Origin of the sequence: Curtobacterium sp. MCPF17_050 (assembly GCF_003224435.2) — a bacterium.
Lineage (GTDB): Bacteria > Actinomycetota > Actinomycetes > Actinomycetales > Microbacteriaceae > Curtobacterium.
Genome location: NZ_CP126250.1, coordinates 3,198,405 through 3,212,825, shown reverse-complemented (window position 1 = coordinate 3,212,825; position 14,421 = coordinate 3,198,405). Strand labels below are relative to the sequence as shown.

The window sequence follows — 14,421 nt, the reverse complement described above, 5'->3', positions numbered from 1 at the left end:
GGAGCCCCTTGTCCAGAACCCGTTCCCGGAGTCGGCTCGCCGCACTGGCGATCACCGCCACGCTGACTCCCGCCCTCGTCCTGACCGCAGCCCCTGCGTTCGCGGCCCCGACCCCTGACCCCGTCGTCGCCTCCGGCTCCGACTGGGACGTCACGACCGCTCCCGGCGGGTACCTCGTGTCCCTCGACCTCGACGCACCGCTGCCGATGGTCGACGACGCCCCCACACTCGTCGTCGACGGTGAGCCGATCGGCCTCGCCACCGAGTCGGCGGACGGGAAGACCCTGCAGGTCCTCACCGCCGACCGGTCCGTCGCTGACGCGAAGGACGTCACCAAGGCCTGGTCGAGCGGCGACGCGGACAAGGCGACCGAGACGACGACGGCCCCGGTCACCCCGGCCGTCCCCGAGAACCGCACCCTGAAGCGGCAGATGAAGTCCCTCGCCACGGCGGACGCGGTCGAGGACCCGTCCACGCCGGGCGCCTACGAGGTGACCGAGGCCGAGTACGACTTCGGTGACCAGGCGATCCCCCTCGCGGCGATCGGCGGCATCCGCGGTGAGCTCACCGGGAAGATGTACCTGACGAGCGCTGCCGGCGAGCGTCCGACCGTCGTCTTGCTGCACGGCCGCCACACCTCGTGCGCGGGCACCGGTGCCAACCCGCTGCGCTGGCCCTGCGGTCCGACCCAGTCGAACGTCCGCTCGTACCTCGGGTACGAGGGCACCGCGCGTGCGCTCGCCACCCGCGGCTACAACGTCGTCTCCATCGCGGCGAACGCCGTGAACTCGAACGACAACCAGCTCGCCCTCGACTACGGCGCACAGGCCCGCGGTCAGCTGATCCTCGACACGCTGGACATGCTCGGCAAGGCCGACGCCGGGACGGCCGTCTCGTACGACGACGTCACGACGGCGACGAGCTCCGCCCCGAGCACGACCACGACCCGCACGCTCGACGACGCCCTCGTCCGCGCGACGACCCGCACCGACCAGCCGGCCGCCGCCTCCACCGTGACGGCGGCGTCGCTCAAGGGCCGGTTCGACCTGACGCACGTCGGCATCATGGGCCACTCCCGCGGCGGTGAGGGTGTGGTCTCGGCCGCCACCCTCAACGAAGCGCTCCCGAAGCCGTTCGGCATCGAGTCTGTCCTGCCGCTCGCACCGGTCGACTTCGGCCGCATGACGCTGCCCGACGTGCCGACCGCCGTCTTCCTGCCCTACTGCGACGGCGACGTGTCGAACCAGCAGGGTCAGCACTTCATCGACGACTCCCGGCACGCCTTCGGTGACGAGGTCCTCCGCTCCGCGGTGTGGGTGATGGGCGCGAACCACAACTTCTTCAACACCGTGTGGACCCCGGGCAAGTACCCGGCGGCGACCGGCGACGACTGGAACGTCCGCGACACCACGTCGACCTGTGCCACGACCAGCCCGACCCGCCTCACCGCGGACCAGCAGTACCAGGTCGGCGTCAGCTACATGACCGGCTTCTTCCGCCTCACCATGGGCGGCGAGACCCAGTTCCAGTCGATGTTCGACGGGTCGGTCAAGCCCGCGACCACCGCGACGCCGTTCGCCGACGTCCGGACCATGGCCGCGCAGCCCACCTCGAAGACGAAGCTCGTCACCGACTTCACGAAGTCGAGCTCCCTCGTCCGCACCGTCGGGGGCGCCACGGCCGCGGTCTGCTCGAACCTGACCGGTCGGACGTTGCCCCAGTCGAACCCGTTCTGCGCCACCACCAAGGGCTCGGCCCAGGTGCCGCACTGGACGCCCGGCTCGTTCGCACCGAACGTCCCCGCGTTCCCGACCACCCGGTTCCTGTGGACCGGAGCCTCCACCACCGACCCGGCAGCGCCGAGCACCGGTGAACTCCGCGTCTCGGTCCCCGCGACGGCACGCAACGTCTCCGACAGCACGCAGCTCACGCTGAAGACCGCGCCCGACGAGGCGGTGTCCACCGGCACCGACTTCCGGATCACGGTCCTCGACGGCTCCGGCGGGACCTGGTCGACCGCTGCCTCTGCGGTCAACCCGCTCGCCGTCAACCGGATGCCCGGCGGCACGAACACGACGCTCAACAAGATCGTCCTGCAGCAGCTGACGATCCCCACGGCGTCGATGACCGGCCTGGACCTCACCGACGTCCGCGAGGTCCGCTTCACCGCGGGCGTCGGGGCCGACGGCACCGGCACCGGCGGGGTCTACCTGTCCGACCTGGCGTTCGACACCCCGAGCGTCGGCACCGCCGTCGCCCAGACGCGCACCACGGTGAACGTCGCCCCCACCGCGGTGGAGGAGGGCGCCGGCCCCGGCACCGCCGACGTCGCCGTCTCCCTGTCGCGTGCCGAGTCCCGTCCGGTCACCGCGTACGTCAGCGTCCTCGGCTCGGCGACCGGCACCGTCGGCGTCGGCATGGAGCGCGTGACCTTCGCACCCGGCGAGACCTGCCGCGCGGTCACCGTGCCGACGGCCGGCAACACCATCGCCTCGGCGACGCCCAGCTCCGCCCTGAAGGTGAGCGTCACGAACACCAGCAACGCCGTCATGGGCGCGTCCGCGTTCACGAACCTGACCGTCCGCGAGGACGACGGCGTCACGGCGCCGGCGAAGGCGATCGCGCCGGTCGGCAAGCAGGGTGACGTGTGCGCCGAGCGGACCGCCGCAGCCGCTCCGGTGGCGCTCGGCACCTCCGCTGCGAAGGTCACGCCGGGTACCACCGTCCTGCTCACGGGCACGGGCTTCCGCCAGGGCGAAGGCGTCACGTTCCGCTCCGGTGAGACGGTCGTCGACACGGCCGTCGCCGGGTCGAGCGGCGCGGTCGCCGGCACCCTGCAGGTCCCGGCCGACGCGGACCTCGGTGCGCTCGCCGTGTCCGCCGTCGGCGCCGGTTCCGGCCGGGAGGCCCGGACCACCGTCACGGTCGTCGCGACCACGCCGAAGCTCGCGTTGAAGGAGGGCAGCCGCGCGACCGTCGGCGGGTCGTGGAAGGTCGGCCGGACCATCACCGCGAAGCCCGGTTCCTGGAACGCGAGCGGGGTCACGTTCACCTACAAGTGGTCGCGTGACGGGAAGTCGATCCCCGGAGCGACCAAGGCCACCTACAAGACGACGTCGAAGGACGTCGGGGAACGGCTGAAGGTGACCGTCACCGCCAAGAAGACCGGCTACACGACCGGGACCACGACCGGGCTGTCGGGTCGGATCCACAAGTAGTGCCGCACTGATCGACGAGGGCGGGTGATCGCGAGGTCACCCGCCCTCCGTCGTCCCACGAGCCGGACGGGAGGCGCAGCACGGGCCCGCCCCGGGCCTCCCGGCCGGCACCGACGCACCGCGACCACGCGACCCGAACACGGGACTGGTGCGGTCGCCCGTCGCGCGTTTGACTCGTGCCAGGGCATCCGGCCCAGCCACGACCAGGGAGGCCGACCGTGCGCACACTCGTCTACACCAGCACGCAGACCCGACCGATCTCGGACTCCGAACTCGCGCAGATCCTGGCGGTCGGACGCGAGAAGAACACGCGCCTCGGCATCACCGGCATGCTCGCGCACCGCGAGAGCAACTGCATCGGCATCATCGAGGGCGAGGACGACGTCGTCCACCAGCGCTTCGAGCAGATCCGCCTGGACCCCCGGCACACCAACGTCCGGGTGCTCTGCGACGACCCGGTGCAGCAGCGTTCCTTCCCGGACTGGTCCATGGCGTTCCAGCCCCTCGACCCGCTCCTGCGCGAGGTCCCGGGCTTCAGCGACCTGTTCGAGGTGCAGCGGCCGAGCGACGCCGAGTTCGGTGCCTCGCGGGCCCGCGCCCTGCTCGAGTGGTTCCGCAAGCACCCGCTCGCGCCGCTGACGAACCAGAACGCGGCCGACGACGAGGTCCCGCGCACCCGCGCGGTGAACAGCGCGATCGCCGTCCTGCACGACGGCGGGACGACGAGCTTCTCCATCGAGGCGGTGGCGGAGCGCAGCGGCATGAGCGTGTCCGAGATCGAGGGGCTGTTTCCGAACCGGCACGCCCTCCTCGCGGCGACGGTGGAGCGCTGGACGCGTGCGGTGTCGGCACCCCTGCTCCCGATGATCACGGAGCGCGGAACGGTGGCGTTCATGCACGCCCTGCTGGCCGCGCACGTCGAGGAATCGGGACTGATGCGCCTGCTCGCGTCGACACTCGCCGCGGCGACGGACCCCTCGGTCGACGGTGCCGACTACTACCGGTCCGCCTACCGGCAGTTCCGGGAGACGGTCCGCACGGCACTCGCCGCGGACGTGCGGGAGGGCCGTGAGCCGGCGACGATGGACCCGGAGCGGGGCGCGCAGCAGCTGCTCGCCCTGTACGACGGTCTCCGGCTGCAGGCCCTGCTGACGGGTGACACCGACCCGGTGGAGGCGTTCGACCGTGCCGCCGCGCGCATGCGGCGGGGGTGGTCGGAGCAGTACGAGCAGCCGAGCTACTGGGAGATCCCGGTCGCACCGGCACCCTGACGCCGGAACCGTCCGTTCTCCCCCGTGAGTTGGGGGCGGTGGAGCGCTCCGCGATCGGGCAGGATGGACCGCGGGGCGTGGACCGGGTATCCGCGCCCTGCTCGCTCACCCAGGGTGGTGAGCCCGGCCGTCTGGTCGCCTTCGGGTGGTGATCAGGCGGCCGAACACGTTCCGCGACGCCCGTGCTTGTCCGCCGTTCGTCCGACTGCGGAACGCGCATGATCGGGTCTACCGTCGCGTCCGTGCGGCAACGGGGCCGCACCGGTCATGAATCGAGCATCATGCAACGACGGATGAGAAGTCTCGTCGCCCTCGCCGTGAGTGCCGGCGTCGTGGGGGCCCTGGTCCCGGCGATCTCGGCGCAGGCGGTCACGACGAGCGACACCCCGGACTTCGGGAGCAACGTCAAGGTCTACAGCCCATCGACCCCGACCTCGACCATCCAGGCCGACGTCGACGCCGCCTTCACCTCGCAGCTCCGCAGCACCACGGCGCAGTTCGGGTCCCAGCGGCACGTCTTCCTGTTCAAGCCGGGCAGCTACAACCGTGTCTGGGCGAACCTCGGCTTCTACACGACGGTCGCCGGCCTCGGGAAGAACCCCGACGACGTCACCATCACCGGCGCGGTCAACGTGGACTCCGGGTGGAACGCGGGCGACGAGAAGAACGCCACGCAGAACTTCTGGCGGTCGGTCGAGAACGTCGCGGTCGTCCCCGAGGGCGGTACCGACCGCTGGGCCGTGTCGCAGGCCGCTCCGATGCGGCGCGTGCACATCAAGGGCAACCTGACGATGGGCCCCTCGAACCAGGACGGCGGCCAGGGCTACTCGTCCGGCGGCTACACCGCGGACAGCAAGGTCGACGGCACCGTCACCTCGGGGTCGCAGCAGCAGTGGTACACCCGCAACTCCACGCTCGGTTCGTGGCAGGGCGGGAACTGGAACATGACGTTCTCGGGAGTGCAGGGTGCCCCGGCGAACGACTTCTCGAAGAGCTACACGACGCTCGCCACCACGCCGACGACGCGCGAGAAGCCCTACCTGTACGTGGACTCGTCGAACAAGTACCACGTGTTCGTCCCGTCGCTCCGGCAGAACTCGAGCGGCGTCACCTGGCCGAACACCGCGGGCACGGACATCCCGATGCGGAACTTCTACGTCGCGCACCCGGGTGACACGGCGGCGACGATCAACAGTGCGCTCGCGCAGGGGCTGAACCTGTTCTTCACCCCGGGCACGTACCAGCTCGACGCGGCGATCAACGTGCAGCGGGCGAACACCGTCGTGACCGGCATCGGCTTCCCGACGCTCGTGCCGACCAAGGGCAACTCCGTCCTGGTGTCGAACGACGTCGCTGGTGTGAACGTCTCGAACCTCGTCGTCGACGCCGGCACGCAGAACAGCACGCAGCTGATCCGACTGGGGACGGCGGACTCGCACATCGACCACGCGGCGAACCCGCAGAGCATCCAGGACGTCTTCTTCCGCGTCGGGTCGAGCATCCAGGGCAAGGCCAGCACCTCGCTGCGGGTCAACGCCGACGACACCCTGATCGACCACATCTGGGCCTGGCGTGCCGACCACGGTGGAGCCCCGACGGGTTGGACGGTCAACACCGGCGCCACCGGCGTCGAGGTGAACGGCAACGACGTCCTCGCCACCGGGCTCTTCGTCGAGCACTACCAGAAGTACGAAGTGCTGTGGAACGGCAACAACGGGAAGACGATCTTCTTCCAGAACGAGATGCCGTACGACGTGCCGGACAACGCCTCGTGGCAGAGCCCGACCGGAGCCGGGTACGCGGCGTACAAGGTCGCGTCGAACGTCACCACGCACGAGATCTGGGGCGGCGGCGTCTACTGCTTCTTCAACACGAACCCCTCGGTGCACGCCGACCGGGCGCTCGAGGTGCCGCAGACGCCGGGCGTGAAGGCGCACGGTCTCGTCACGGTGTCCCTCGGTGACGTCGGCACCATCTCGAGCGTCATCAACGGGGTCGGCGGCGCCGTCCCGACGCCCGCCGGCAACACCTCGCCGAACCGGGTGGCGAACTACAACTGACCGGCCGTCGCGACGCGACCACCTGTCGAACGGGAGGCTCGGTGCCAGCTGGCACCGGGCCTCCCGTCCGTCGTCTGCGCCGTCAGGGCTGCAGCGCCTCCAGGTCCTCGAGGAGGCCCGGGTGCGTCGGCTCCCAGCCGAGCGCCTGCCGGGTGTGCGCGCTCGACGCCGGCTGGTCCATGGCGAAGATCGGCCCGAAGGGACCGAACGTCTCGTCCGGCACGGGCTGCACGGGGAGTCCGAGGCGGCGGCCGACCACGGTGGCGATGTCGACGACGCGGTCGCCCTCGTCACCGACGGCGTGCCACGCGGTGCCGGCCGGCGCGGACTCGAGGGCGATGCGGAACAGCGAGGCGGCGTCCCGCGCGTGCACGGCGGGCCAGCGCTGCTGACCGTCGCCCGGGTACCCCGCGATCCCGGTCCGACGCGCGGCCTCGGTGAGCAGGCCGGCGAACCCGCCCTGCCCGTCCTCGTGAACGGTCCGGGGCATCCGGACGGCCGAGGCGCAGACGCCCTGCGACGACAGTGCGAGCAGGTCGGTGACGGCGACCGCGCGGCTCGCGACCGGACCCTCGACGGGCAGCGGGTCGTCCTCGGTCGCAGCGCGTCCGGCCACCCAGGGCGTGCCGGACACGGTGACGATCGGCTTGCCGCTCTCGATGAGTGCTGCACCGAGCGTGGCCATGGCGTCGCGCTCCTCGCTGAGGCCCTGCTCGAGTGCCTCGGCGCTACCGTAGTCGCGACTGAACGCCAGGCTGATGACGCCGTCGGCGCGCGTGGCTCCCTCGCGCAGGACGTCGAGGTCGGTGAGCGAGCCGCGCAGGACCTCGGCGCCGGCGGCCTCGAGTGTGGCAGCGGACGCGTCCGACCGGGCGAGGCCGAGGACGGTGTGACCGGTGGCGAGCAACTCGGCGACGACGGCGGTGCCGATCGTGCCGGTTCCGCCCGTGACGAAGACGTGCATGGGGACTCCTCGAGTGATGGGACGTTGGTACCGTCACCGTAGGACACTGACGGCACTCTTGTCCCGTCGGAGTGCGCTGACGGGACAAGAGTGCCATCAGTAGGATGGTGGGCATGGCGCGATGGGAACCGGGAGCACGGGAGCGGCTCGTCATCGCCGCCGTGGACCTGTTCACGGAGCAGGGCTACGACGCGACGACCGTCACCGAGATCGCCGAGCGCGCCGGCGTCACCAAGAGCACCTTCTTCCGGCACTTCCCGGACAAGCGCGAACTGCTCGTCGCCGGACAGGAGACCCTGAGCCGTCTGCTCGCCGAGGGCATCGCCGGTGCCCCGACCGAGGCGAGCCCGCTCGAGGCCGTCGCTGCCGGACTCGAGCGGGCCTCCGGCGAGATGGGGCCGCGGAACCGGGAGCTCGGCCCCCGACTCAAGGCCGCCGTGGCCGCGAGTACCGAGCTCCAGGAGCGGGACGCGCTGAAGAGCGTCGGCATGGCGGCCGCGATGACGACGGCGCTGCTCGAGCGCGGGGTGCCCGAGACGACCGCGCACCTGGCCAGTGAGATGGGCGTCCTCGCGTTCAAGCACGGCTACGCACGGTGGTCCGAGGGTGAACGGAGCGACGACGACGGTCTCGCACGCCACGCACTCGACGTCCTGCAGGAGCTCCGGAGCGCGACGGCAGCACTCGGCTGATCCGCGCAGGGTCGCTGCACGGGACCGCAGTACCCACGTCAGTCCCGCGCGACGACGCCCTGCCGCAGCATGTCCCGCGCGACCCGGGCCCGCGGGATCACCCACAGCGCGCTCCACAGCGCCAGTCCGGCCCAGAGGCCGAGGAGCAGCAGGGTGATCACCGTGCCGTGCTGGTCACGCATGGACCAGGTCATCGCGCTCCAGAAGACGCAGAGCACGATCTTGCCCCAGCCGCCGACCTGTTGGTCCGCCTGGGCCTGCAGCCGCGGGACCCAGACGTCCGCGGGCACCTCGGCGGGGACGTGCCGGTCGGTCACCCACCGCTCGACCATCACCACGCGCTCGTACCCGCCCTCGGCACGCCAGGACCGGAGCCGCAGCCAGCCGGCCACCGCGGCCCCGACCACTCCGGCGGGGAGGCCGACGGACACGAGCACCTGCGGGGTCGCGGTCCGGAACGACGACAGGACGAGCATGGTGAGGACGAGCGCGAACGCAGCACCCGCCACCGCGGTGCCGAGCAGCCGGAGCCGCCCGGCTTCGTCGACCACTCCGACCCCGTGCACGCTCCGACCGTACCCGTGGCGGCCGACCTCCCGCTGCCCGCCGGGGCAACGCACAGGAGGCCCGTCACCGGTCCGACGGACGGGTGACGGGCCTCCTGGAAGGGGTCCGCCGGTACTGCGGTACCGGCATCGGCGTGCCGGCCCGGGGTCAGTCCCCGGCGTTGATGAGGCCGAGCCAGCGGCCGAAGCCCGCGTGGTCGTCGTCCTGCAGGTGGAGGTGCGGGTGGCGGGCGAGGTCGTCGCGCTGGCCAGGGGTGCGGTCGTCGTCGATCACGGCGGACTCCTTCTCGTTCGGGGGTGTTCATCTCTACACGCGGGCCGCCGCGGACATTCCCGTCCCTGCGGAACGCCGGTGTCCCTGCGGGTGCCGGTGTGCCTGCGAGACGCCCGTGTGCCTGCGAGACGCCTCGGCCTGGCCGGGACGCCGTCACTTCCGGCGGCGTCTCGAGGCGATGGAGGTGTCGCTCGCTGACGGGGGTGTCTCGATGCGTCAGCCGTCCCCGCCCGGCCGTACCGGGGGACACCGCTGCGACCCGGCTGAGTCCGGCCCGCCCGGTCCTGGTACTCCTTGGGGATCGGCTGCGCCCGCAACCGAGGACGAGGTGACGCCATGGTCGACGCGAGGACCTACGACGAGTCCGGGTACTGGTACCCCGACCGTGCGGCGAAGAGCGGCGTGGAGCTGCTCAACGCCATGCGCCGCTACCGCTCCGCCGAGGTCGCCATGCGCCAGCGCACGCGCGACACCATGCACATGGGCGCCACCGACATGGCCGCCGTCCGGTTCCTCCTGCAGGCCCGACAGCGCGGCACCGCGGTGAAGCCGACCGGACTGGCCGCACACCTCGGCATCACGACCGCGTCCACCACGGCCCTCGTGAAGCGACTCGTCGCAGCCGGACACGTCGACCGGCAGACCGACCCCGACGACGGCCGCGGGTTCCTGCTCGTCGCGACCGACTCGGGCGACGAGACGGTGCGGTCGAACCTCACCGCGGTGCACGCGCGGATGATCGCCGCCGCCGACCGGCTCTCCCCGACGACGATCGCCGAGATGAGCGCCTTCTTCGCCGAGATGACGGCCGCGATGGACGACGCCGCCGCGGTGGTCCCGGACGACGCTCGCGGTGCCGTGGCCGTCGCCGTGCCCGCCCACCACTGACCGCCACCAGCCGCGCTGAGTAGCGTCGGGCACGTGCCGACGTCCGCACCGTGCCGACGTCCGCACCACGGCGGCGTCCGGACCGCGACGACGCCGGCAGGGAAACGAAGGAGACCACCCGCATGTCCAAGAAGAGCCGGACCACCAGCACCCTCACGCGCGCCCTGCTGCTCGGGGTCCTCAGCGGAGGCCGCTCGGCCACCCCGCTCGCCGTCCTCGGCCTGCACCAGGGCGACAAGCGCCTGTCCGGCGACTGGCAGAAGTGGAAGACCTTTGACTCGTCGCTCGGCCGCGCCGGACTCGTCGCGGGTGCCGCGGGCGAGATCATCGGCGACAAGATGCCGAAGACCCCGAACCGCATCGCCCTCCCCGCACTGCTCGGTCGCATCGGCGCCGGCGCCTTCGTCGGTGCGGCGTTCGGGACCACCACGAAGTCCGGGAAGTCGGACCTGCGGATCGAGGGCGCCATCGTCGGCGCGATCGGGGCGCTCGTCGGTTCTTACGTCGCCTGGGCGGCCCGCAAGGCCGTCGGCACGGTCCTGCCGGACCCGGTGGTCGCCGTCGCCGAGGACGCGGCCGTCATCGCCGGCTCGCGTGCGGTGGTCCGCGGCGCCTGAGCCGCGGTCTGCCGGTCGCACGACCTGACGGACGGGAGGCCCGACTCACCTGGTGAGCCGGGCCTCCCGTCCGTCGTCGTGTCGGCGCCTACCAGCGTTCGTGCACCGTGGCGCGGAACCAGCGGTCGTAGAGGTCGCGGACCGTCGCCCCGAGGTCGGCGGGCAGCTCGAGCGAGCCGGCCTCGGCGTTCGACCGGGCCTGCTCGGCGTTGCGGGCACCCGGGATGGCAGCCGTGACGCCCTCTTGCGCGACGACCCAGGCGAGGGCCGCCTGCGGGACGCTGACGCCGTCGGGCAGGGCCGCCGCGAACTCCTGTGCCGCGCGGACGCCGTCCTCGAACGGGACGCCGCTGAACGTCTCGCCCTGGTCGAACGCTTCGCCGTTGCGGTTGTACGTGCGGTGGTCCTCCGGGGCGAAGGTGGTGTCCGTCGTGTACTTGCCGGAGAGCAACCCCGAGGCCAGCGGGACGCGGGCCAGGATCGCGACCCCGGCCTCCCGGGCGGCGGGGAGCACGCGGTCGAGCGGCTTGAGGCGGAACGCGTTGAGGATGATCTGCACGCTCGCGACCCCGGGTCGGGCGATCGCGGTCAGGGCCTGGTCGGCGGTCTCGACGGAGACCCCGTACGCGGCGATCGACCCGTCGGCGACCAGCGCGTCGAGGGCGTCGTAGACCGCGTCGTCCTCGAAGACCGCGGTCGGCGGGCAGTGCAGCTGGACGAGGTCCAGCGTGTCCTGACCCAGGTTCTCCCGCGACCGGTCCACCCACTGGCGGAAGTTCTGGGCCACGTAGTTCGAGGGGACCTGGTCCACCCGGCGGCCCATCTTCGTGGCGACCGTGACACCGGCGTCGGCATGCGCGGCGATCCACCGGCCGATGAGCTGCTCGCTGCGGCCGTCGCCGTACACGTCGGCGGTGTCGAACAGGGTGATGCCGGCCTCGGCGGAGGCATCCATCACGGCGAAGGCGTCCTCCGCGGCCACCGGACCCCAGTCACCGCCGAACTGCCAGGTGCCGAGGCCGATCACGGATACGTCGCGGCCGGTACGGCCGAGGGTGCGTCGCTGCATGCCAACGACGGTAGCCCCTGCTCGCCGAGGGCCCGCGCGTACGGTGACGGCATGGACAGCAAGCGCATCGTCGTCATCGGCGCGACCGGCCACATCGGCTCCTTCCTCGTCCCGCGCCTGGTGCGTGCCGGACACGACGTCGTGACCATCAGCCGCGGCACCCGGTCCGCCTACGTCGACGCACCGGAGTGGCAGCACGTCGAGCAGGTCGTCGCCGACCGCGAGCAGGAGGACCGCGACGGCACGTTCGGTGACCGGGTCGTGACGCTGCGGCCGGACGTCGTCGTCGACCTCGTCTGCTTCACGGTCGAGTCCGCTGCGGCCCTGGTCGCGGCGCTCCGCGGGACCGACGTGCACCTCGTCCACTGTGGGTCGATCTGGCGGGCCGGACCGAGCGCCGTGCTGCCGGTGACCGAGGAGAACGCGACCCCGCCGGTCGGCGAGTACGGCATCGGGAAGGACGCCATCGCGCGGATGCTCAAGGAGGAAACCGCCGACGGGGGTGTCGTGACGACGTCGCTCCACCCCGGACACATCAGTGGTCCGGGCTGGGCGCCGATCGGCCCCGTCGGCAACCTCGACCCCACCGTCTGGCGGACGCTGTCCGCCGGCGAGCCCCTGCCCGTCCCCGGGCTCGGAGCCGAGTCGATGCACCACGTGCACGCCGACGACGTCGCCCAGGCCTTCGAGCTCGCCGTCGAGCACCGGGACGCAGCCGCGGGGCAGGACTTCACGGTCGTCGCCCCGACCGCGCTCACGGTGCGCGGGTACGCCGCGCTCGCCGCGTCCTGGTTCGGCCGGGAGGCCCGGCTCGGTTCCGTCTCCTGGGACCGGTTCCGGGAGGTGGTACCGGCCGAGCACGCCGAGGCGAGCTGGGAGCACCTCTCCCGGAGCCACGTGTTCAGCATCGACAAGGCGCGGCGGCTGCTCGGCTACGCGCCCCGGTACACCGCGGAGGAGACGGTGCTCGACGCGGTGCGGTGGCTCGTCGACAACGACGAGGTGGCGGTCGCGGGGCCGCTCGTCGTCTGAGCCGGGCCGTCGGACGCGCTGTCGGTGCTGCTCGGTACCGTCCCGGCATGAGCACGATCTACTCCGTCGCGGCGTCCCTCGACGGGTTCGTCGCCGGGCCCGACGACGACCTCGACTGGCTCCTGCAGTTCGGCTTCGACGCGTTCCGGGAACACCACGACCGCTTCACCGCCGGTGTCGGCGCCCTGGCGATGGGGGCCACGACCTACGAGTGGCTCCGTGGACACGACGACGCGTGGCCGTACCCGGACAAGGTGACCTGGGTCTTCTCGTCGCGCAGCCTCGACGTCCCGGCGGACGGGGACGTCCGTGTGGTCACCGGTGACGTGCGGGGCCACCACGGACTGGTGATGGCGTCCGCCGGGGGCCGCGACCTCTGGATCGTCGGAGGTGGCGTGCTCGCCGCTCAGTACCAGCAGGCGGGGCTGCTCGACGAGCTCCACGTCACGGTGATGCCGATCGCGCTCGGAGCCGGCACGCCGCTCCTGCCCGTCGAGTCCGGCACGGGTGCGCTCGACCTCGTCGGCACGACGGCGTTCGACGGCGGAGCGATCGAACTGCGCTACCGGACGTCGACCCCGGGCTGAGGACCTGCATGGACCGGGCACCGGAATACACCCAGGCGACAGGTGTTGTCTCCGGTCCACCGTCCCCACCGGAAGGACCCGCATGACCGCGACCCCGCACGCCCTCGTCGTCGGCGCCACCGGCATCGCCGGATCGGCGATCGTCGACCACCTCGTCAGCGACGGCTGGACCGTCACCGCGCTCTCGCGCCGAGCCGGAGCCGAGCGCGCCGGCGTCACCTGGCGGTCGGCGGACCTCCGGTCGGCGGCGTCCCTGGGGTCGGCGCTCGCCGACGTCCCGGCGACGCACGTGTTCTTCACGGCCTGGTCGCGCCAGGCCACCGAGGCCGAGAACATCGCGGTGAACGGCGGCATGGTGCGCGATCTCCTCGCCGCACTGTCCGGTGCCCCGGTGCGGCACGTCGCACTGATGACCGGCCTGAAGCACTACCTCGGTCCGTTCGAGGCGTACGGCCAGGGCGCGATGCCGGACACCCCGTTCCACGAGGACGAGCCCCGACTGGACGTCGACAACTTCTACTACGCCCAGGAGGACGAGCTGTTCGCCGCCGCGGCTCGCCAGGGCTTCACCTGGTCGGTGCACCGCTCGCACACCGTCCTCGGGTACGCCGTCGGCAACGCGATGAACATGGGGCTGACGATCGCCGTCGCCGCCGCGATCAGCCGCCACACCGGGCGTCCGATGGTGTTCCCGGGCAGCGAGACGCAGTGGAACGGGCTGACCGACGTCACCGACGCCGACCTGCTCGCTGCGCAGATGGTGTGGGCCGCGACCGACCCGGCCGGTGCCGACGAGGCGTTCAACACCGCGAACGGCGACGTCTTCCGCTGGCGGTGGATGTGGCCGCGGATCGCCGCACACCTGGGTGTCGAGGCCGAGGGGTTCGACACCGCGCCGCGGCCGTTCGAGCAGCAGATGGCCGACGCCGCACCGGTCTGGGCCGAGGTCGTCGCCGAGCACGGCCTCGTCGAGCCCGACCTGGAGCGCCTGGCGTCGTGGTGGCACACGGACGCCGACCTCGGCCGCGACATCGAGGTGATGACCGACATCTCGAAGAGCCGGCTCGCCGGGTTCACCGAGCACCACCGGACGCTCGACTCCTTCACGCGGCTGTTCGACCGGTACCGGGCGGAGCGGCTCGTCCCGTGACGCCCGGACCGGTCGGCAGCCGTTCGACCGGCC

13 protein-coding genes are annotated in these 14,421 nt (G+C 72.0%); 9 read left to right on the top strand and 4 right to left on the bottom strand.

The features are described 5' to 3' along the window. Nucleotides 1-8: 8 nt before the first annotated feature. The 3 genes from DEJ34_RS15335 (at nt 9) to DEJ34_RS15325 (ending at nt 6,549) form a co-directional block, all read left to right on the top strand. Nucleotides 9-3,218, top strand: a complete 3,210-nt coding sequence (locus DEJ34_RS15335) for a hypothetical protein (RefSeq protein WP_110910605.1) — start codon at nt 9-11, stop codon at nt 3,216-3,218. A 218-nt stretch (nt 3,219-3,436) separates the two neighbouring features. After that, on the top strand, nt 3,437-4,489 hold the full coding sequence (locus DEJ34_RS15330) for a BLUF domain-containing protein (RefSeq protein WP_181422172.1): 1,053 nt from the start codon (nt 3,437-3,439) through the stop codon (nt 4,487-4,489). Nucleotides 4,490-4,782: 293 nt separating this feature from the next. Beyond that, nucleotides 4,783-6,549 (top strand): pectate lyase-like domain-containing protein, encoded by a 1,767-nt coding sequence (locus DEJ34_RS15325; protein WP_110910603.1) that lies wholly within the window; start codon nt 4,783-4,785, stop codon nt 6,547-6,549. 82 nt (nt 6,550-6,631) lie between these two features. On the opposite strand, the gene DEJ34_RS15320 is transcribed toward DEJ34_RS15325, so the two are convergent. Further along, nucleotides 6,632-7,513, bottom strand: coding sequence for an SDR family oxidoreductase (locus DEJ34_RS15320; protein ID WP_110910602.1), 882 nt, complete (start codon nt 7,511-7,513; stop codon nt 6,632-6,634). Nucleotides 7,514-7,626: 113 nt separating this feature from the next. Between DEJ34_RS15320 and DEJ34_RS15315 the strand changes: the two genes are divergently transcribed. Then, nucleotides 7,627-8,205 (top strand): TetR/AcrR family transcriptional regulator, encoded by a 579-nt coding sequence (locus tag DEJ34_RS15315; RefSeq protein WP_110910601.1) that lies wholly within the window; start codon nt 7,627-7,629, stop codon nt 8,203-8,205. 38 nt (nt 8,206-8,243) lie between these two features. Here DEJ34_RS15315 and DEJ34_RS15310 read toward each other — a convergent pair whose 3' ends face one another. Both DEJ34_RS15310 and DEJ34_RS15305 read right to left on the bottom strand, forming a co-directional pair. Then, nucleotides 8,244-8,771: a hypothetical protein gene (locus tag DEJ34_RS15310; RefSeq protein WP_146232823.1), complete on the bottom strand. Its 528-nt coding sequence runs from the start codon at nt 8,769-8,771 to the stop codon at nt 8,244-8,246. Between the two features lie 148 nt (nt 8,772-8,919). Continuing rightward, nucleotides 8,920-9,045 carry a hypothetical protein gene (locus DEJ34_RS15305; RefSeq protein WP_258365834.1) on the bottom strand — a complete coding sequence of 42 codons (126 nt, stop codon included), beginning with the start codon at nt 9,043-9,045 and terminating at the stop codon, nt 8,920-8,922. A 336-nt stretch (nt 9,046-9,381) separates the two neighbouring features. Here DEJ34_RS15305 and DEJ34_RS15300 point away from each other — a divergent pair, with 336 nt between their 5' ends. Both DEJ34_RS15300 and DEJ34_RS15295 read left to right on the top strand, forming a co-directional pair. Further along, the gene (locus DEJ34_RS15300) at nt 9,382-9,933 is read left to right on the top strand and encodes a MarR family winged helix-turn-helix transcriptional regulator (protein ID WP_110824392.1); all 552 of its coding nucleotides are present in this window, start codon (nt 9,382-9,384) and stop codon (nt 9,931-9,933) included. A 122-nt stretch (nt 9,934-10,055) separates the two neighbouring features. Continuing rightward, nucleotides 10,056-10,550, top strand: a complete 495-nt coding sequence (locus tag DEJ34_RS15295; RefSeq protein WP_110824391.1) for a DUF4126 family protein — start codon at nt 10,056-10,058, stop codon at nt 10,548-10,550. 88 nt (nt 10,551-10,638) lie between these two features. Here DEJ34_RS15295 and DEJ34_RS15290 read toward each other — a convergent pair whose 3' ends face one another. Continuing rightward, on the bottom strand, nt 10,639-11,619 hold the full coding sequence (locus tag DEJ34_RS15290) for an aldo/keto reductase (protein ID WP_110910600.1): 981 nt from the start codon (nt 11,617-11,619) through the stop codon (nt 10,639-10,641). A gap of 51 nt (nt 11,620-11,670) precedes the next feature. Between DEJ34_RS15290 and DEJ34_RS15285 the strand changes: the two genes are divergently transcribed. From DEJ34_RS15285 to DEJ34_RS15275, 3 genes are all read left to right on the top strand, one after another. Then, nucleotides 11,671-12,651, top strand: coding sequence for an NAD-dependent epimerase/dehydratase family protein (locus DEJ34_RS15285; RefSeq protein ID WP_110910599.1), 981 nt, complete (start codon nt 11,671-11,673; stop codon nt 12,649-12,651). A gap of 47 nt (nt 12,652-12,698) precedes the next feature. Beyond that, nucleotides 12,699-13,238 carry a dihydrofolate reductase family protein gene (locus DEJ34_RS15280; RefSeq protein WP_110900317.1) on the top strand — a complete coding sequence of 180 codons (540 nt, stop codon included), beginning with the start codon at nt 12,699-12,701 and terminating at the stop codon, nt 13,236-13,238. Between the two features lie 82 nt (nt 13,239-13,320). Next, nucleotides 13,321-14,388, top strand: coding sequence for an SDR family oxidoreductase (locus tag DEJ34_RS15275; protein ID WP_110910598.1), 1,068 nt, complete (start codon nt 13,321-13,323; stop codon nt 14,386-14,388). The last annotated feature ends 33 nt before the right edge of the window (nt 14,389-14,421 follow it).